This window comes from Peribacillus sp. Bi134 (assembly GCF_918698065.1).
In the GTDB taxonomy this organism is placed as follows: Bacteria; Bacillota; Bacilli; order Bacillales; family DSM-1321; genus Peribacillus.
Genome location: NZ_CAKKLN010000002.1, coordinates 226,551 through 244,824, shown reverse-complemented (window position 1 = coordinate 244,824; position 18,274 = coordinate 226,551). Strand labels below are relative to the sequence as shown.

General features: G+C 42.5%; 19 protein-coding genes. 1 reads left to right on the top strand and 18 read right to left on the bottom strand.

Annotation, left to right across the window (positions count from 1 at the left end; genetic code table 11):
* Nucleotides 1-174 precede the first annotated feature (174 nt).
* A complete protein-coding gene (locus LQ188_RS04160; protein WP_230176121.1) occupies nucleotides 175-1,152 on the bottom strand; it encodes a M23 family metallopeptidase in 978 nt (325 codons plus the stop codon).
* 152 nt (nucleotides 1,153-1,304) lie between these two features.
* On the opposite strand from LQ188_RS04160, the gene LQ188_RS04155 reads away from it, so the two are divergent.
* Nucleotides 1,305-1,730: a VanZ family protein gene (locus LQ188_RS04155; RefSeq protein ID WP_101223818.1), complete on the top strand. Its 426-nt coding sequence runs from the start codon at nucleotides 1,305-1,307 to the stop codon at nucleotides 1,728-1,730.
* A 19-nt stretch (nucleotides 1,731-1,749) separates the two neighbouring features.
* Here LQ188_RS04155 and spoIID read toward each other — a convergent pair whose 3' ends face one another.
* The 17 genes from spoIID to atpD all read right to left on the bottom strand — a co-directional run bounded on the left by spoIID (nucleotide 1,750) and on the right by atpD (nucleotide 18,259).
* On the bottom strand, nucleotides 1,750-2,787 hold the full coding sequence (gene spoIID, locus LQ188_RS04150) for a stage II sporulation protein D (RefSeq protein ID WP_230176120.1): 1,038 nt from the start codon (nucleotides 2,785-2,787) through the stop codon (nucleotides 1,750-1,752).
* Nucleotides 2,788-2,993: 206 nt separating this feature from the next.
* The gene (murA, locus tag LQ188_RS04145; protein WP_098371638.1) at nucleotides 2,994-4,295 is read right to left on the bottom strand and encodes a UDP-N-acetylglucosamine 1-carboxyvinyltransferase; all 1,302 of its coding nucleotides are present in this window, start codon (nucleotides 4,293-4,295) and stop codon (nucleotides 2,994-2,996) included.
* Nucleotides 4,296-4,327: 32 nt separating this feature from the next.
* Nucleotides 4,328-5,077: a YwmB family TATA-box binding protein gene (locus LQ188_RS04140; RefSeq protein WP_230176119.1), complete on the bottom strand. Its 750-nt coding sequence runs from the start codon at nucleotides 5,075-5,077 to the stop codon at nucleotides 4,328-4,330.
* 158 nt (nucleotides 5,078-5,235) lie between these two features.
* A complete protein-coding gene (locus LQ188_RS04135; protein ID WP_101223821.1) occupies nucleotides 5,236-5,478 on the bottom strand; it encodes a DUF1146 family protein in 243 nt (80 codons plus the stop codon).
* A 149-nt stretch (nucleotides 5,479-5,627) separates the two neighbouring features.
* Entirely contained in the window at nucleotides 5,628-7,154 is a 1,527-nt protein-coding gene (gene nuoN / locus LQ188_RS04130) for an NADH-quinone oxidoreductase subunit NuoN (RefSeq protein ID WP_101223822.1), read from the bottom strand.
* A gap of 3 nt (nucleotides 7,155-7,157) precedes the next feature.
* Nucleotides 7,158-8,681, bottom strand: coding sequence for an NADH-quinone oxidoreductase subunit M (locus tag LQ188_RS04125; protein WP_230176118.1), 1,524 nt, complete (start codon nucleotides 8,679-8,681; stop codon nucleotides 7,158-7,160).
* Nucleotides 8,678-10,549 (bottom strand): NADH-quinone oxidoreductase subunit L, encoded by a 1,872-nt coding sequence (nuoL, locus tag LQ188_RS04120; protein ID WP_230176117.1) that lies wholly within the window; start codon nucleotides 10,547-10,549, stop codon nucleotides 8,678-8,680. Before nuoL ends, LQ188_RS04125 begins: the two co-directional genes overlap by 4 nt.
* 34 nt (nucleotides 10,550-10,583) lie before the next feature.
* Complete coding sequence (gene nuoK, locus LQ188_RS04115; RefSeq protein WP_101223825.1) at nucleotides 10,584-10,898, bottom strand: NADH-quinone oxidoreductase subunit NuoK; 315 nt, start codon at nucleotides 10,896-10,898, stop codon at nucleotides 10,584-10,586.
* Nucleotides 10,895-11,413: an NADH-quinone oxidoreductase subunit J gene (locus LQ188_RS04110; RefSeq protein ID WP_101223826.1), complete on the bottom strand. Its 519-nt coding sequence runs from the start codon at nucleotides 11,411-11,413 to the stop codon at nucleotides 10,895-10,897. Before LQ188_RS04110 ends, nuoK begins: the two co-directional genes overlap by 4 nt.
* The gene (gene nuoI, locus LQ188_RS04105) at nucleotides 11,410-11,829 is read right to left on the bottom strand and encodes an NADH-quinone oxidoreductase subunit NuoI (RefSeq protein WP_101223827.1); all 420 of its coding nucleotides are present in this window, start codon (nucleotides 11,827-11,829) and stop codon (nucleotides 11,410-11,412) included. The genes LQ188_RS04110 and nuoI overlap by 4 nt, the downstream gene beginning before the upstream one ends.
* Nucleotides 11,830-11,862: 33 nt before the next feature.
* Nucleotides 11,863-12,870 (bottom strand): NADH-quinone oxidoreductase subunit NuoH, encoded by a 1,008-nt coding sequence (nuoH, locus tag LQ188_RS04100; RefSeq protein WP_230176116.1) that lies wholly within the window; start codon nucleotides 12,868-12,870, stop codon nucleotides 11,863-11,865.
* Complete coding sequence (locus LQ188_RS04095; protein ID WP_101223829.1) at nucleotides 12,871-13,968, bottom strand: NADH-quinone oxidoreductase subunit D; 1,098 nt, start codon at nucleotides 13,966-13,968, stop codon at nucleotides 12,871-12,873.
* Between the two features lie 5 nt (nucleotides 13,969-13,973).
* Nucleotides 13,974-15,212: an NADH-quinone oxidoreductase subunit C gene (locus tag LQ188_RS04090; protein ID WP_230176115.1), complete on the bottom strand. Its 1,239-nt coding sequence runs from the start codon at nucleotides 15,210-15,212 to the stop codon at nucleotides 13,974-13,976.
* On the bottom strand, nucleotides 15,213-15,689 hold the full coding sequence (locus LQ188_RS04085; protein ID WP_170946902.1) for an NADH-quinone oxidoreductase subunit B: 477 nt from the start codon (nucleotides 15,687-15,689) through the stop codon (nucleotides 15,213-15,215). It lies immediately after the preceding gene.
* A gap of 26 nt (nucleotides 15,690-15,715) precedes the next feature.
* Complete coding sequence (locus LQ188_RS04080; RefSeq protein ID WP_076368347.1) at nucleotides 15,716-16,090, bottom strand: NADH-quinone oxidoreductase subunit A; 375 nt, start codon at nucleotides 16,088-16,090, stop codon at nucleotides 15,716-15,718.
* Nucleotides 16,091-16,434: 344 nt separating this feature from the next.
* Nucleotides 16,435-16,836, bottom strand: a complete 402-nt coding sequence (locus LQ188_RS04075) for a F0F1 ATP synthase subunit epsilon (protein WP_048685840.1) — start codon at nucleotides 16,834-16,836, stop codon at nucleotides 16,435-16,437.
* A 25-nt stretch (nucleotides 16,837-16,861) separates the two neighbouring features.
* Entirely contained in the window at nucleotides 16,862-18,259 is a 1,398-nt protein-coding gene (atpD, locus tag LQ188_RS04070; RefSeq protein WP_101223832.1) for a F0F1 ATP synthase subunit beta, read from the bottom strand.
* Between the last annotated feature and the right edge of the window lie 15 nt (nucleotides 18,260-18,274).

Below are 18,274 nucleotides of genomic sequence, written 5' to 3'. Positions count from 1 at the left end.
TTATTTCCCGAGAAATTTGTCAGAAATTCAAAGGTTTCAGCATATTGTCCAATATTTCCTCGAAAGAAAAAAAGGAAGCCGTTCAAAGTGAACGGCTTCCTTTTACCAAATTTTCAGTTGTTGTCATTCGTAACGTTCTAGGTTTTTGTTTTGATTTTATTAAAAATCTTAATTTTAATTAGATTGATTTAACGAATCTTTTAAGGAATCGCTTTCTTCAGTTGTATCTTCACCAGGGACAGAGCCTTCCTCATCAGTGCCATTCTCTAAATCAGTGCCCTCTTCAGATTCGTCAACTGCAGGAGTTTCTTCTGTGCCAGTTTCAGACTCTTCGACTGCAGGAGCTTCTTCTGTGCCAGTTTCAGACTCTTCGACTGCAGGCGTTTCTTCTTTATCAGCTTCAGATCCTTCGACTGCAGGTGTTTCTTCTTTATTACCTGAATTTTCAAGTTCACTGCCCTCGGCTTCAGTTGCCGATTGGATCGCAGAAGCTTGTTTATCAACAAAATCAAGTGGGTTTAACGCAATGTTATCTTTTCTGATTTCGAAGTGGACATGTACGCCAGCCTCTTCATTGATTTGGCTTTTTCCAGCTGTAGCAATTGCTTGTCCTTGTTTCACTTTGTCACCGACTGCAACCTTAATGTCTTTAACAGATTGATAACGGGTAACGACACCATCTTCATGCTCAACTTCAACTAAATTTCCAAGCAACGCATCGTCTTGAACTTTCGTTACATTTCCACTTAAGGAAGCTTTTACATCGAAAGACTTTCCATCTTCCATTGCAATGTCTATACCTTTATTTTGCTCATATCTATTGTTGTAGAAAACCAATGCTTCTTCTTGTGCCTTTTCATCCGCATTCACATCATAAAACTGTTTCTTGATAACCGTTTTATCTGCATCGGCTACAGGCATCTTGATTGTCTCAAGATTACTATTAACCTCTACAGAAGGCTCACCATAGTTTTTTCCTGTTTCAGCTGATTCCTCATTGCCATCTTTAGCTGAATCATTAAAACTATTTTGTAATAAGAAGGCCGCGGCTAAGATTATGGCTGCACTTGCGATATAGATTGCTGATAATGCCCAACGTTGTTTTAGTATACGTCGGATTGTGGAAGTTGGTTTCTTTTCTTCCTCTCTCATATTAATCACCTCAGCAATCATTCTGAACATTTTGCCAAGATTATATACATTCAGGAAAAAATTTTTTTAGATTTATTTTGTGGAAATGAAACCGATTTTATTCGCAGAATGGTAAAATGTTTGATATCTTACTGTTGAAGGATGTTTAAATCATGAAAAAAGCTTTTAAACTTGTGTTAACGTTATTGCCTTTCCTATATATGATTGCCATTTGGATAATGTCGAGCAACCCCGATGATATGATTCTTGATCTTCCCTCATCCTCAATTGACCGATTTATCAAAGAGGCACTTCATCTGGTCGAATTTGCCCTTTTGTATATATTATTAGTTTCGGCCCTTGCCGCAAACCAAAAAATGAAAGCAGGTTTAAGCCTGTTGGCTGCCCTTGTAGCTTGCCTTTACGGTGTTATTGATGAATACCACCAATCTTTCGTCCCATACCGCTCCTCTACCTTAATAGATGTCATTAAGGATATCATTGGAGTGGCTGCAGTCTATTTTCATGTCCAATATCATTATTTCAAGCGTAAACGGGGCTTTTTGACGATTATAGAAAAATTAAACGAAAAAAAATGAGAGATGGGATCCCCATCTCTCATTTTTTTGCCGTCATCGTATTCAGCCACTTACTTGAAGACTGAACTTTGACGCCTTTATAATAATATTTAACGATGTCTTCATAGGTTTTTCCTTCCCTGGCCATGCCATTAGCACCGTACTGGCTCATTCCAACTCCGTGTCCGGACCCTTTTGTCGTGATGACAATCTGGTTGCCTTGACGCTCCCAGTCAAAATCGGATGATGTCAGCCCGAGCTTCTCACGAATCTGTTTTCCTGTCATTTTCTTTCCTCCGATTTCCACTACACCTACGCGATTACCCGATGTTCTTTCAATGACAGTCCCTATAGATGTTCCCGAAGAAAGACTTACACCCAGCTTTTTTTCAAAATCTGCAGTATCGACGACAACTTTATTATAAAATTTTGGTGATTCTTCTTTATCCCATGGACTGGATACACTTTTTAAATAGGGAAATTCAGCTTGCCAATAGTCCTCTGAATTCTCCGTATAGCCATTGCTGGTCGAAAAAAAAGTAGCAGTAATCGGTTTTCCTTCATAGGTTAAGATTTGACCGGCCGTTTCCTTTATAGCCTTGTTGATTTTTTGCATCTTCGATTTATAATCAGAGCCCCACTGTTTTTTCAGCTCATCATTATTCTTATAAACTTGGTGCATGACCGTATCGCTTACATCGGCACCTTCAGGCAAGCCTAATCGACTTTCGCTTATGAGCTGATTGACAATGTAGGTTCTCGCTGTCAATGCTTGTGCCTTCAGCGCTTCTTCTTCAAAATCTGCTGGCATTTCAGCTGCAACCACACCAGTCAAGTACGATTCAATCGGCAGTTTTTCAATCTTTTTTGCAGATGTGCGGTAAACGGCAACTTCTACGGAACTCATTTCATTTGCAGCTACCTCTTTACCCTCATTCTTCACTTTCTTTTCCAACTCTTCGGTCAATTGCCCACTTGTCTTTTCATTTGAAAATGGAAGCACAAGCACTGCTGGAATCATGATAATTACGAATGCTACTGCTATGAATAGTACGATCATCGGTTTGATTGCTTTCAAATTCCTGAGCCTCCCTACACTTGTTTTCTCTGCCGTAAATCGCATTCAGCAGGTATCATCTTTACATAACAAATGTATGTCGAAGGACAAGCTTTTATGAATAGAAAAACGACAACTATTTAACTGTAGGCGATGAACCAGGAACAAGACAAAAAAAAACCATTCACGGTTCAATGACTCGAACGTGAATGGTTTTATAAGCTAACTTATGCGTTTAAATCTGCGATTTTTTTTGTTTCAGCAGGTACATCTTCGTTAATACGTTCCACATCAGCACCTAGAGATGCCAATTTACCATGGAAATTCACGTACCCTCTGTCAAGATGCTTCAATTCTGTAACACGTGTAATGCCATCTGCAACCAATCCAGTCAGGATGAGCGCTGCCGCGGCACGTAAATCTGTTGCAGCTACTTCAGCACCTTGAATGTTAGTTGGTCCGTTAACGATAACGGAACGACCTTCTATTTTAATATTGGCATTCATGCGACGGAATTCTTCAACATGCATAAAACGGTTTTCGAAAACTGTCTCCGTAATCATGCTTGTTCCTTCAGCACGAAGTAGTAATGCCATCATTTGCGATTGCATATCAGTCGGGAAACCAGGATGTGGCATTGTTTTGATATCAATGGCCTTCAAGGTTTTTGGACCGATAACGCGTAATCCATCTTCTTCTTCAAGAATTTCAACACCCATTTCCTCCATTTTGGCAATAAGGGAAGTAAGGTGTTCAGGTACAGCTCCTTGAACAAGAACATTGCCGCCAGTAAGAGCGGCCGCAGTCATGAATGTACCAGCTTCGATACGGTCAGGTATAATCGTATGTTCAGTGCCATATAATTTATCGACACCTTCGATTCTCATCGTACCAGTACCGGCACCTCTGACTTTGGCACCCATTTTATTAAGGAGATTCGCAAGATCTACAATTTCAGGCTCTTTGGCCACATTTTCAAGAATAGTTATACCTTCAGCAAGTGTTGCTGCCATCATGATGTTTTCAGTGGCACCCACACTCGGGAAGTCAAGATACACTCTTGCACCCTTAAGTCTGCCTTCAACCTCGGCATCAATGAAACCATTGCCGACCTTCACTTTTGCTCCCATCGCTTCAAAGCCCTTTAAATGCTGGTCGATAGGACGTGATCCGATGGCACAGCCACCAGGAAGAGCAACTCGGGCCCGGCCATTCCTTGCTAGTAATGAGCCCATCACTAAAACGGAAGCTCTCATTTTGCGTACATATTCAAATGGTGCTTCTTCTAATAACTCTCTTGATGCATCTACAGTTACTTGATTGTCATGAAAGGCAACATCTGCATTTAAGTTGCGCAATACTTCATTGATTGTATATACATCGGAGAGCGTAGGAACATCTTTAATGATACTTTTCCCATCACTTGCTAATAATGTTGCAGCGATAACTGGCAAAACGGCGTTTTTAGCACCTTCTACTTTAACTGTCCCGCTAAGCCTTTTTCCGCCGCGGACGATGATTTTTTCCAAAAGTATTCCCCTCCGCGTCCATTTTCTCTATATTAATATTCAAACGTTATGATTGGTGTGCCAACTACAAAGTTCGTTCGGTCACCCAATCCTTCTGTCCGTAGCCCAAACTGCAAATTTAATTTTTCTTTTGTCAAAGGTTGTTTAAACAATGTTGAATGTGCAGATATAGATGTAAAGTTTGTTTCATGCACACTCTCAATTTCCCTTGCTTGGAACATATCTAACAGGTCTTCAGTTTTAGAGCTTAAAACCGAATCCATATTATCATTGATAGACCCTTTAATACAAGAAAAAATTGAAGGAGTTCCTATAAATAGGTCATTCACCCTGTTTTGGAACGTAGCAGTAAAAAATGCCGCATTGGCTTTCTTCCACTTTTTCCCCTCCACTTCGTAAATAACATAGGTAACTTTATCAAATTTCTCTTCCGTTGTCATTATTTTGATAGACTCGGTCAGACCTGAATCGACATTGTAAGTTAACGCCTCTGCCTTCCAGCCGGAAGCATCATCTTTCCGGTGCCATTGAAATTGAGGGTATTTTCGTTTTAAAGCTGTAACTTCGTTTTCAAACTCTTGTTTAGTTGTAATCTCTTTATTTATTTCTCTAGTGAGTACAGACCAATCGCCTATGTCTAAATCTTTATCTTTTTGTAACAGTCCCACCAATTTAACTATATCTGGTTTGCTTTCTGCCACAATCGTACTATTCCCTATTAAAATCACCATCAAACCGAGAAATACTATGTATGATAACATTTTTTTGTTTAAATTAAACATGTTAAATCCCTCCCCTTTTACACATTCTTTCCATAAGGAGAGAGATCATACTTCGAGTTTTCCGACAATTGGTGACAACTTCCCCTTATACTGGCAGGAAGCAAAAGCGAATACAAGAGTAGAATCATATTTTGCTATAAGAAAATTCTTACAGCATATCAGTCATTACTAAACATATACGGAAGTTGATTTGCAAATCCCAGGTAGTCGAGGAAGAAATTACTTACAACTGAACCGATGGCAACCGTTAATAAAATATATAAAACCCTTGCCTTGATGACAGAATTGGATCTTAATATTTTATCAAAATGTAATGCCTGGAGAGCCCACCAGGTAACTGCGATGAAAAACAAGTGTGCAATTATTCCTGTTAAAGCCTGCTGTCCCATTGCTGAAAACATGTACATACCTCCTAAAAGACACCCGAATTCTATTCTAACACAAAACCCCTTCATATTTGGAATTTAAAAGGAAGAATTGCAAAATATCTTTTTAAAACTGTAAATAGAGGCTTGATCCAATGGAACAAGCCTCTGATACAGGCATTATATCATTTACTTGAAATAAAGTCTGTAAATTCGCCAAATTGATCATGAATAAAATCAAAGGCAATATTGGGCGCCACCCCGAAAAGTATGGTGCCTATTACGCAAATGATCAACACAATGTAAAGACCCGGACGGATTTTAATGACCTTCTCTGAATGAATCGGTCGGAAAAAGACCTGAACCAATAAGCCGAAATAATACACATAGGATACAATGGTACCTGCAATCATGATTCCCGCAAGGACAAAATGTCCAGGCTCCGTTATGAATGTTCCAAGAAAAATATTAAGTTTGCCAATGAAACCTGTCGTACCGGGGATTCCAGCAAGCGACAGGATAAATACGGTGAATGCCATGGCAAGATAAGGTGATTTCCTCCCCATTCCTGCAAGAATGCTAATATCTTCTGACCCACTTTGGCTGGATAGAAGCTGAATGACTGCGAATATACCGATATTCATTAATACATAAGCCATCAGGTAAAACCAGACAGTATCCAGGAGAAAATATCCCCCGCCCAATGTGGCCACCGCTACAAGCAGGTAACCCGCATGGGCGATGCTTGAATAAGCGAATAATCGTTTTAAATTTTGCTGCCTTAACGCAACCACATTTCCAATGATGATCGTCAGGCCCGCCAACGAAGCTATATAGATATTATTTTTTTCCAAAAAGTCGAGCGCTCCGAACGTATCACCGGAAGCTGTTAGGAACAATGAGAGAAAAATGCGCAGGATGATGACGAAACCCGCCATTTTCGAAATTACACTCAAGAAGGCTGCGACCGGTGTCGGTGCCCCCTCGTACACATCCGGCGCCCACATATGAAATGGAGCGGCAGCTATCTTGAAGGCTATACCTACAAACACCATGAAGAAAGCGAGGCCCATGATGTATTGCAGCTGTCCGTCTGTCATCGCAGCCATCGTCCGGCTCATTTCGCCTAGATTGACGGAACCGGTCACTCCATATAAATAGCTCATCCCAAATAAAGTGATCGCTGTGGAAATGCCTCCGTTTATTACATACTTCATGGACGCTTCGTTGGACTTCCGATCATGCTTGCGTATTCCGACCAATATATAAGATGAAAGTGAAAGCAGTTCCAGTCCAACGAACAGCGTTATCAAATCACCGCTTGAGGACATGACCATCGCTCCAAGCAAAGCGGTCAGGAATAGATAATAAAATTCCCCCCGGTGCTCCCGCAGCCCCTCTTGCGGTTCATATCCTTCAGCCAGAAGGATGATTAGGGCCGCTCCTAATAACAGCAGCAGCTTAAAAGCTTTTGCAAATGAATCCAAACGAAACGTATCGGATAAGATACTGACTGTCTCAAAGGATAGCAGGCTAATCAGTGACAAACATGCCAAAATGATTCCGGTTAGCGCGAGCCATGCCAGTTTTCTCCGATTAAAGTGCTTTGGCCAGAATAAATCCAATATCGAAAGAATCATGGTTGTTCCAAGGATGATGAATTCTGGCATCATCGCTCCCCAATCATAAGAAAGCATCGTGTTCCAATCCATCCTTCATCGCCCCCCTAGAGCAAGCATCATGGCTTCAATCGTTCCTTGAAGAGACCCGCCTAACAAATTTGGGTATACCCCAACAGATATTATCAAAGCGAGAAGAACCAACGCGGGAAAAAACTCCCAGCCCCTTAGGTCCCATTTCTCTTTTTCTATCAAGCTATCATTTTTCCCGAAAGTCATCTGCATGACCGCCCTCAATACATAAACAGCGGTTAAAACCAGCCCGATCACCCCAATTGCCGCAAGCAACGGCTGACTCTTGAATAAGCCAAGAAATACCATGAATTCACTGATGAAGCCCGACATGCCAGGCAAACCGAGTGAAGCCATCCCGCAAGCTAACATAAACCCTGAAAAAATCGGCATCGACTTGGCCAGCCCCCCAAGCTTAGGAAGCATCGTGGTTCCCGTACGCTCATACAACACTCCCACCAAGAAAAACAACAAAGCAGCAATTAGCCCGTGTGAGATGACTTGAAAAATAGCTCCCTGAATGCCCGCTTCATTCAAGGCTCCCAGCCCCATCATGACGATACCCATATGTGAGATTGATGAGTAGGCTAAAACGAGCTTGAAATCCGTTTGTACCAAAGCTAAAAATGCACCATATAAAAAACTGAGGACCCCAAATAGGACAATGGTAAAGGCCAAGCTTTTATATTGTTCAGGAAATATCCCCATTCCAAACCGGATGATTCCGTACGCCCCTATTTTCAATAGGACACCCGCATGTATCATGACTATGGATGGAGGTGCTTCTGCATGGACCCGCACCATCCAGCTGTGAAAGGGAAAGACGGGCAGCTTTATCGCAAATGCTACGAGAAAGGCGAGACATAAACCATATTTCATCGAACCGGATATTGGTGCAAAAAGTGAAACACCGCCCATTGTCATCATCTGTGTCAATGCTGCAATGTTGGTCGTACCCGTCCTGGCAAACAAAATCAAAATAGCCACTAATAAAACAGCCGAACCAATGCCATTATAAATCAGAAAACTATAAGAAGCTTTCTCCCTCTCCAGGAAGCCCCATCTGCCAATTAAAAAGAAAGCAGGAATCAAAGTCATTTCAAAAAAGATGAAGAAAAGGATTAAATTTTCTGCGGTGAAGACACCGAGCATCCCAATCTCCAGGATCAAAAATAACAAATAATACCCTTTCCATTCCTTTTTTATATAAATGGATGCGATTGCGGCCAGTGTTGAAATGATTGTTGTCAGTAATATGAAGATGAGACTTAATCCATCCAGCCCCAATTCAAAGTCAACCGTGAAGAGCTTGGGATCATACATCTCCAAATTCCCAAACCTGATCCAATTCAACTTAATGTCAAATAAGGATAGGCCCACACCCGAATAATATTGGCTGCATAGAAAGAACGATAGGAAAAGAGGAGGCAGTGTTCCGAAAAAGCCAAATTGTTTAATCGTCCTTCCCTCTTTTTTCGGCATGAGGGCAACCATCACTATGCCCAGCAGCGGTGAAAACACTAAAAGCGAGAGCAAATAGACATTCATCTTAGATACCCCCCAGTTACTGCAAAAATCACCAACAGTACCGCAAGTCCCAGAAAGGCTATCATGCCATATTGCTGTACCTGTCCTGTTTGCAGTTTAGACCCTATTTTTCCTAATCCTTCTATCGAACTTGTTACAGTGGAAACCAGGCCGCCGACAATGAACCTTTCCATATAAGATAGGAATATACTAAAGCCTTTGACTGCATAGCCTGCAGTGTAATAGTAAATCTCATCAATATAATACTTATTTTCCAAAACCCGATATACCCCGGAGTTTTCTTTGACAAGCCAGTCCCGAGGTAACTTCTTTTTAGCGTATATCATATAAGCAAGGTATATCCCGGCCAGCGATACAAGCACGGCCAGCAACATTATCCAAACGGGTCCCTCACTATGGCCGGCGCCTAGAGCAGCTTCATTTCCCTCCACAAGCCACTCCCCAAGGAAAGTTCCAAACCACGGTGTTTGGATATACCCGCCGATTACAGCAAGCAAAGCCAATGCGAGCATGGGAATTAGCATGATGGAAGGTGATTCCTTGACCTGTTTTACTTGACTGCGCGAATCGCCTGCAAACATCATGAAAAACAGCCGGAACATATAAAAAGCAGTTAAAAAGGAGGTAACCACCGCTAGACCGAACAATATATAACTACCATTCTCCCAGGCTGCCATTAGAATTTCATCTTTACTGAAAAAACCTGAGAATAACGGAAACCCCGATATCGCCAACGTGCCAGTCAAGAACAGCGGCCCAGTCCAATTCAACTTACCCCATAGGCCGCCCATCTTTTCCATATCCTGTGTATGTATAGCGTGAATAACACTGCCTGCTGCCAAAAACAGCAATGCTTTAAAAAAGGCATGGGTCATTAAATGGAACACCCCGGCCACATATCCCGAAGTACCCAAAGCAAGCATCATAAAGCCAAGCTGAGAGATTGTCGAATATGCCAATACACGCTTAACATCCTTTTGCACGATGGCAATGCTTGCGGCGAATATGGCTGTAATTCCACCTGTTATCGCTACGACCTGCATCGCAGCAAAACTTGCCATGAATAGCGGAAACATGGCCGCCACCAGGTAAACCCCTGCAGCAACCATGGTTGCTGCGTGTATCAATGCGGAAACCGGAGTCGGTCCTTCCATTGCATCCGGAAGCCACGTGTGAAGAGGAAATTGCCCAGACTTCCCAACCGCTCCGATAAAAATCAAAATAGCGATTAAAGTCAGTTTTTCGCTTGATATCATGCCCGATTGAACGGCTTGAAAGATCTCTCCATATTCAAAGCTGCCTGTTTCCCAGAATAGCAGAATGATGCCGATTAAGAGCCCTACATCCCCAATCCTGGTCATGATGAATGCCTTCTTCGCTGCAGCCTTAGCTTCATGTTTATAAAAGTAAAACCCAATGAGCAGGAAAGAACCCACCCCGACCAATTCCCAGAAGATATAAAGTTGTAATAAATTGGGTGCCATGACAAGTCCAAGCATGGCAAAGGTGAAGAAGCCCAGATAAGCATAAAAAATGGAGAATCGCACTTCACCCTTCATATACCCCTTCGAATATATCTGGACAAGCAGGCTGACAAGGGAAACGACCACAAGCATCAAGGCATTAAGCTGATTGATTTCGAATCCAGCTGAAAGTTGCGTCCCCCCGAAGGAAAGCCAATCTATCGATATATTATAAGTAGGTTCTTTAAATCGTTCCATCAGGACGAGCAACGATAAAACAAACGAAGCCAATGTACATATTATTCCTATAAATGCCCCTCGTTCCCGCAACCGCCCGCCTGATAGAAGCAGAACCAGAAACGTGACGAGTGGAAAGACCGGTATGAGCCATGCGTACTCCATCATCGTATCAAATCCCCTTCTTCATTTATATAAACCTTCAATTCTTCATAATTTCCATTTCATCGACATTGACCGTCTTCCGATTGCGATAAAGGGACATTAGTATAGCCAGCCCTACAGCCGCCTCGGCCGCAGCGATCGTAATCGTGAATAAGGAAAAAACTTGACCCGTAATGGATGGTGTTACCCCCAATTTACTGAAGGCAACTAAATTGATATTTGCAGCGTTCAGCATCAGCTCGATTGAAATCAAAACAATGACCGCATTTCTTTTCGTCAAGGCACCATACAGCCCTATACAAAATAAAACGAGTGCCAATACAAGGTAAGCCGACAAGGGAACTCCCGTCATGATCGATCTCCCTCCTCATCATCTTTTTTAGCCAATACGATGGCACCGACTAAAGCAACAAGCAGGAGTACCGACATCACTTCAAATGGAATTACATATTTTGAAAAAAGTTCGATTCCTATTTGCTTTGTATTTTCCTCATGCAAGGCCGTTGGCTGTACAGGTATATCAAGATTATAAATCCCCAGATACACCGCCACGGCAAATCCAGCAATCGCCGCCAGCAAGGAGAAATTCCCCCAGCCCCCTTTAGCGGGTGCATCATTTTCTTGGTGTTTTGTCAGCATAATCCCGAATAGCATCACGATCGTAATAGCCCCTGAATAAATAAGGATTTGAACAATGGCGACAAACTCGGCCGAAAGCAACATATAAATGCCTGCAATGCCCAAGAAAGTAAAAACAAGTGCAATTACCATGTGCACCACTTTTGTTAAGGTAATCAGCAGCACCCCGCCTACTATCGAGACGAGTGCCAAACCAATGAAGGCAATTAATTCACCCGACAAACTCATACTTTATTCACCTTCCGGACATTTTCATCATTTTCATCCAGCCACTCCAGATTTTTAAATAGATGATCACGGCTATATTCGGCCAGCTCGAATTGATTCGTCATCACGATTGCTTCTGTAGGGCAGACCTCCGTACATAAATCACATAAAATGCAAATCTCGAAATTGATGTCATACGTATCGATGATTTTCCCTTTTTTCGACGGGTCCGGATGCTTCTTACCTGTTAATTGAATACAATCCGTTGGGCAAATCGTCACGCACTGATTGCATACAATACATTTTTCAGGATAGAATTTCTGGATTCCGCGGAATCGGTCAGGAAGTGGAAGCGGCTCATTCGGGTAGTCATAGGTCACTTTTTTCCTCGTCAAGTTCTTTAATGTATAGGTTAAACCTTTTGCTAAACCAAGCATATAAATCCCTCGCTTTCCGACCAGCTTAAGTTTCTAAAAAAGGTTAATCAATTCTTTTATAAGTGCCGTCAAAAATATATTAGCCAATGCAACCGGAAGCAGCACCTTCCATCCGAATTCCATCAATTGATCGGCCCTTATACGAGGAAAGGTTACACGAATCCAGACCAATACATAGAATACGGCACTGAACTTCAGACCGAACCAGATGGCTGCCGGAATAAAATCCAAAAACGGAATAGAATTCCATCCCCCTAAAAATAATACAGTGGTTAGCGTTGCCATTGCAAACATATACACATATTCAGATAACATAAAGAAGGCCCAGCGAAATCCAGAGTATTCAACATGATAGCCTGCAACAAGTTCGGATTCCGCTTCCGGAAGGTCAAAAGGAACCCTGTTCAACTCGGCAACCGATGCAATGAAAAACACGATGAACGCAATCGGCTGAAGAAAAATGAACCAAACCCTTTCCTGGGCTGCAACTATATCATTCAAGTTTAAACTGCCTGTTAGGAGGACAATTCCCACTAGTGACATCACCAATGGGATTTCATAAGATATCATTTGCGCGGCTGCCCTCATCCCGCCAATCAAAGAATATTTATTATTGGATGCCCAACCCGCAGTGACGATGCCGATGGTCGATATGCCGGAAATCGCCATATAATAAAGCAGTCCGACACCTATATCCGCAAATTGGAAGGCATCGGTGAACGGCAAGGTGGCAAGGACCATGAAAGCAGGAGCAAAAGCAATTACCGGAGCTAAAATATATAACGGCTTATCAGCTTTTTTGGGTATCGTATCTTCCTTGATCAGAAGTTTCAAAACATCGGCAACGGTCTGCAAGAGACCCCATTTCCCCCCAATTTGGTTTGGGCCGATACGCATCTGCATGAATCCCATGATTTTTCGCTCTGAAAGGATTCCATAGGTTACAAACCCTAATACGACGAACAGGAGCAGGACTGCCAAACCAAAAAAAATGCCAAAATTCAGCAGGCTTGGAGCGGAGTGGAGAAGGTCCTTGATCATTTATCCATCCACCTCCCCTAAAACGATATCGATTGCACCTAATATCGTTATCAAGTTCGCCATATTTTCCCCTTCCAATAATTTCGGAAGAATTTGCAGATTATAAAATGAAGGTCTGCGAAATTTCAAACGGTATGGCTCCTTTTTCCCTTCACTCGCGATATAACAGCCTATTTCCCCTCTTGGCGATTCAATTCTGACAAATGCTTCACCCTTAGGAACCTTTATTATTTTAGGGACCTTAGCGAGGATAGGCCCTTCTGGAAATTGCTCAACCGCCTGCTCGATGATTTTCAGTGATTCCTCGATTTCTTCCATTCTACAGTGATAGCGAGAAAAGGCATCACCCTCTTCCCTTGTAGGAACATCAAATGTGAACCTGTCGTAAATGGAATATGGCTCATTTTTTCGTAAATCCCATTTCACACCTGTACATCTTAAGTTGGCACCGCTAAGCGAATACTGCAGGGCTTCTTCCTTCGTATAGATGCCCACCCCCTTAACCCGATTAACAAAGATTTCATTCCCTGTCACAAGCTCATGGTAACCGGCAAGCTGCTCCCTCATATAAGGGACAAACTCGGCAACCTTCGCAATCCAGTCTTCAGGAGCATCCCATTTCACGCCTCCAACACGCATATAATTGAATGTAAGGCGTGCCCCTGACAATTCAGTCAATAAATTAACGATCATTTCACGTTCTCGAAAGGCGTATAGGAAAGGGCTCGTCGCACCTATATCCAGCAAGTATGTACCCCACCAGACAAGGTGGCTTGCAACTCTGCCCAATTCCATTGCGATAACCCGCAAATATTCTGCCCTTTCGGGGATCTCCACCCCCATCATTGTCTCAACAGCATGGCAAAGCACATAATTATTTGTCATTGCCGCTAGATAATCGAGCCGATCGGTATATGGGATTATTTGTGTATATTGCAGATTTTCCGCTAATTTTTCCGTACCGCGATGCAGATACCCAATAACAGGTGTAGCCTCTTTTATAATTTCACCGTCAATCTTGATGACAAGCCGAAAAACACCATGTGTACTCGGATGCTGCGGCCCGACATTGAGAAGCATTTCTTCCGTCCTTAACATTGGGCTTACACCTCCACATCATAAGGCTGATAATCTTTTCTAAGGGGATACCCTTTCCAATCATCACCAAGTAAAATCCGTTTTAGATCAGGGTGTTCATAAAAGTTAATCCCTAATAAATCATATGCCTCACATTCTGGCCAATTTGCTCCTGACCATAATGAGACCAAAGATGGAATAACGGGAGATTCCCTATCAAGCTTCACTTTCAAGGCAACTGATTGGTTCATTTTGAATGAATGTAAATGTACATAAATTTCCATATGGGATTCAAAATCCGTACCATGAAGTTCCGATAAATACGAAAAGTCAAGCTGTTCATCGTATCGCAGAAATTTTGCTATTGAGAAATATGTATCCGGATTAGCCACTAAAGTGGGTACATCTTTTGATAATCTATTAATATAGTGCTCTAATAATGCCCCTTGTCCTACATGGCTTTCAATAGCAGAAACAATTTGATCGAGTTTTGACTGATTTGGGGAAAGCTCGTTAGGGATGATAACTTCTTCGCTTTCCTTTACAGCAGTCCTGTTCTTTGCAGCAGCAGCAGCAGCAGCTTTCGCTTTGGCCGCTGCCGCTGCCTTTTGCTTCGCTACATCCATTTCGCCTTCCGGTTTTTCAGTCGCATCCTCTTTCGACCGTTTTCGGGCCAATGCTGCTGCTTTCGCCTTGGCCGCCGCTGCCGCCTTTTGCTTCGCTATATCCATTTCATCTTCCGGCTTCTCCGCACTTTCAGCTTTCGCCTGTTTTCGGGCCAATGCTGCCGCTTTCGCCTTGGCCGCTGCCGCCGCCTTTTGCTTCGCTACATCCATTTCGCCTTCCGGCTTTTCAGTCGCATCCTCTTTCGACCGTTTTCGGGCCAATGCTGCCGCTTTCGCTTTGGCCGCCGCTGCCGCCTTTTGCTTCGCTATATCCATTTCATCTTCCGGCTTCTCCGCAGCTTCTTCTTTCGCCCGCTTTCGGGCCAATGCTGCCGCTTTCGCCTTGGCCGCTGCCGCCGCCTTTTGCTTCGCTATATCCATTTCATCTTCCGGCTTCTCCGCAGCTTCATCTTTCGCCCGCTTTCGGGCCAAAGCTACAGCCTTCGCTTTGGCCGCTGCCGCTGCCTTTTGCTTCGCAATATCCGTTTCATCTTCTGCATCCGCACTTTCAGCTTTCGCCTGTTTTCGGGCCAAAGCTACAGCCTTCGCCTTGGCCGCTGCCGCTGCCTTCTGTTTCGCTAAGTCTTCTTTTTCACTCATCTATATCACCCGCTTTCCGGTTTTCGCCTCGTAACGGATTTTTTCTTTTAACTTATTGATTCCATAAATAAGTGCGGCTGGGTTTGGGGGACAACCCGGTATATATACATCGACAGGTACAATTTGATCTACCCCTTTGACCACTGAGTATGAGTGAACATAAGGCCCCCCAGCAGTTGCACAGGATCCCATTGCAATTACCCATTTAGGTTCTGGCATTTGTTCATATAATCTACTTATTATTGGAGCCATTTTTTTCGTTACAGTTCCTGAAACAATCATGACATCCGATTGCCTGGGTGATGTCCGAAAAAATGAACCGAATCGGTCCAAATCATAATGTGATGAGCCGACACCCATCATTTCAATTGCACAGCATGCCAAACCGAAAGTCATTGGCCAGAGTGAGTTACTTCTAGCCCAGCCTTTTATTTGTTCAAGTGTGGATAAAAAAATACTGTGTCGCATTTCTTCCATTTCTGTGGGGGTAAGTTCATCCAATTTCAATTCCACTTTAACACCTTCTTTTTCCAAGCGTAGATTAGCCCTAGCATAAGGATCAGGACGAAAAACAGCATTTCAATCAATGCAAACAGTCCGAGTTCATCATAAGCGACCGCCCATGGGTAAAGAAAAACCGTTTCCACATCAAATATGACGAACATCAATCCGAAAAGATAATACCTGACATTGAATTGAACCCTCGAATCCTGAAAAGGTTCGATTCCACTTTCATAAGTCGTATATTTCATATCTGTCGGTTTATAAGGCCTTAGCAGTCTACCAAGAAATAAAGCAATCACAGGCAATAAAATGCCGAGACAAAGGAAAACAAATACAATTAAATAATTATTTTGGTAAATATGCAGCTGTCCCATGTTCATCTCCCTTTATGGATAAATCATGTTAAATGGGTTCAATTTAGATTTGCTTGTCTTCTTTTTGGATACCTTTTAAATATTATGCAGGGTGACATTCTTTTAGAAGCAACGTGAAAGGAGGGGGTATGTAGCAATAATTGTAAGCGTATACATTATAACATTAGGCTAAAAGCATGTCGACGAGTTAAGGATTAAAATGGAAAATACTTTACTCTATAATTCGACTTTTTTTTCATCCTACAACCTTTTTTATTAAAATTACTATCCTCAAAAACCTTTTGGTAAAAAAAACACCTAATCTTACCACGAATGGCTCGATCAGGTGTTTTCATCAATTAAAGTTATCGCATTTCTGCAATTTGGATTCGGTTGATGGCACGTTTAAGCGCTAAATTAGCTCTTTTGGCATCATTTGATCCATCATTGTTCTGCAATCTTTGTTCAGCACGGGCTTTTGCTGCTTGAGCACGTGCAAGATCGATAGTTTCAGCTCTTTCAGCAGATTGAGCCAAAATGGTTACCACATCAGGGCGAACTTCTAAGAAGCCACCATTTACAGCTACATAGTCTGTGTTGCTTCCATTTTTAAGACGGACAGCACCAATGGTAAGCGGGGCTACAGTTGGAACGTGTCCAGCCATGATTCCCAGCTCACCGCTTTTAGCTTTAGTGCTTACCATTTCAACTTCTGCATCATATACTGGGCCATCGGGAGTAACAACATTGACTTTAATGGTCTTCATTTCATTCCCTCCTAGGTCCCTTTAATTAAGCCATTTCTTTTGCTTTAGCAATAACTTCTTCGATGCGACCAACTAGACGGAAAGCATCTTCAGGAAGTTCGTCATATTTTCCAGCTAGGATATCTTTGAATCCTTGGACTGTTTCTTTAACTGGTACATAAGATCCTTTTTGACCAGTGAATTGTTCAGCCACGTGGAAGTTTTGTGACAAGAAGTTTTGAATTCTACGAGCACGGGCAACGATTACTTTTTCGTCTTCGCTTAATTCGTCCATACCCAAGATGGCAATAATATCTTGAAGTTCTTTATATTTCTGTAAAGTTGATTGCACTTGACGAGCAACTTTATAGTGCTCAGCGCCAACGACTTCTGGGCTAAGGGCACGAGAAGAAGACGCCAATGGATCAACTGCAGGGTAAATACCCATTTCAGAAAGCTTACGCTCAAGGTTAGTTGTTGCATCCAAGTGAGCGAAAGTTGTAGCTGGAGCCGGATCCGTATAGTCATCGGCAGGTACATAGATCGCTTGAATGGATGTAACAGAACCTTTATTTGTTGAAGTGATACGCTCTTGTAATTGACCCATTTCAGTAGCAAGCGTTGGTTGGTAACCAACCGCTGAAGGCATACGTCCTAGTAGGGCAGAAACCTCAGAACCTGCTTGTGTGAAACGGAAAATGTTATCGATGAAGAAAAGAACATCTTGTCCTTGTTCGTCACGGAAATATTCAGCCATTGTCAAACCGCTTAGGGCAACACGCATACGTGCACCTGGTGGCTCGTTCATTTGTCCGAATACCATCGCCGTTTTCTTAATAACACCAGAATCAGTCATCTCGTAGAAAAGGTCATTCCCTTCACGAGTACGCTCACCTACACCAGCGAATACCGAGATACCGCCGTGCTCTTGTGCGATGTTATTGATAAGTTCTTGAATAAGTACAGTTTTACCAACACCGGCTCCACCGAAGAGACCGATCTTACCACCTTTGATGTAAGGTGCAAGTAAATCTACTACTTTAATACCCGTTTCAAGAATTTCAACTGATGTTGATAATTCCTCGAAAGTTGGTGCTTGTCTGTGAATTGGATCACGACGCACCTCTGCTGTAAGTGGTTCAAATAGGTCAATGTTTTCCCCTAATACGTTGAAAACACGACCTAGAGTAACTTCACCTACAGGTACTGAAATTGGAGCTCCTGTATCAACAGTCTCTGCACCACGAGTTAAACCATCAGTGGAAGACATTGCTACAGTACGAACTGTATTATCACCTAGTTGAAGGGCCACTTCAAGAGTTAGTCCTGTACCAGACGCTGTATTTTCGATTCTTAACGCGTTATAGATCTTAGGAAGTTGTCCGTCTTCGAATTTCACGTCAACAACCGGACCCATAACTTGAGTAACGCGTCCTATATTCATCGTTTTCCCTCCTAA

What these genes read in the sequence shown, in the direction of transcription:
- LQ188_RS04095 (WP_101223829.1), bottom strand. Translation starts at nt 13,968, where the DNA reads ATGTTAAGGACGGAAGAAATGCTTCTCAATGTCGGGCCGCAGCATCCG.
- LQ188_RS04160 (WP_230176121.1), bottom strand. Translation starts at nt 1,152, where the DNA reads ATGAGAGAGGAAGAAAAGAAACCAACTTCCACAATCCGACGTATACTA.
- nuoH (WP_230176116.1), bottom strand. Translation starts at nt 12,870, where the DNA reads ATGATCAAGGACCTTCTCCACTCCGCTCCAAGCCTGCTGAATTTTGGC.
- nuoN (WP_101223822.1), bottom strand. Translation starts at nt 7,154, where the DNA reads ATGGATTGGAACACGATGCTTTCTTATGATTGGGGAGCGATGATGCCA.
- LQ188_RS04085 (WP_170946902.1), bottom strand. Translation starts at nt 15,689, where the DNA reads ATGGAAGAAATGCGACACAGTATTTTTTTATCCACACTTGAACAAATA.
- LQ188_RS04135 (WP_101223821.1), bottom strand. Translation starts at nt 5,478, where the DNA reads ATGTTTTCAGCAATGGGACAGCAGGCTTTAACAGGAATAATTGCACAC.
- LQ188_RS04110 (WP_101223826.1), bottom strand. Translation starts at nt 11,413, where the DNA reads ATGAGTTTGTCGGGTGAATTAATTGCCTTCATTGGTTTGGCACTCGTC.
- LQ188_RS04080 (WP_076368347.1), bottom strand. Translation starts at nt 16,090, where the DNA reads ATGGGACAGCTGCATATTTACCAAAATAATTATTTAATTGTATTTGTT.
- atpD (WP_101223832.1), bottom strand. Translation starts at nt 18,259, where the DNA reads ATGAATATAGGACGCGTTACTCAAGTTATGGGTCCGGTTGTTGACGTG.
- LQ188_RS04075 (WP_048685840.1), bottom strand. Translation starts at nt 16,836, where the DNA reads ATGAAGACCATTAAAGTCAATGTTGTTACTCCCGATGGCCCAGTATAT.
- nuoL (WP_230176117.1), bottom strand. Translation starts at nt 10,549, where the DNA reads ATGATGGAGTACGCATGGCTCATACCGGTCTTTCCACTCGTCACGTTT.
- nuoI (WP_101223827.1), bottom strand. Translation starts at nt 11,829, where the DNA reads ATGCTTGGTTTAGCAAAAGGTTTAACCTATACATTAAAGAACTTGACG.
- LQ188_RS04090 (WP_230176115.1), bottom strand. Translation starts at nt 15,212, where the DNA reads ATGAGTGAAAAAGAAGACTTAGCGAAACAGAAGGCAGCGGCAGCGGCC.
- LQ188_RS04125 (WP_230176118.1), bottom strand. Translation starts at nt 8,681, where the DNA reads ATGAATGTCTATTTGCTCTCGCTTTTAGTGTTTTCACCGCTGCTGGGC.
- LQ188_RS04140 (WP_230176119.1), bottom strand. Translation starts at nt 5,077, where the DNA reads ATGTTTAATTTAAACAAAAAAATGTTATCATACATAGTATTTCTCGGT.
- LQ188_RS04155 (WP_101223818.1), top strand. Translation starts at nt 1,305, where the DNA reads ATGAAAAAAGCTTTTAAACTTGTGTTAACGTTATTGCCTTTCCTATAT.
- nuoK (WP_101223825.1), bottom strand. Translation starts at nt 10,898, where the DNA reads ATGACGGGAGTTCCCTTGTCGGCTTACCTTGTATTGGCACTCGTTTTA.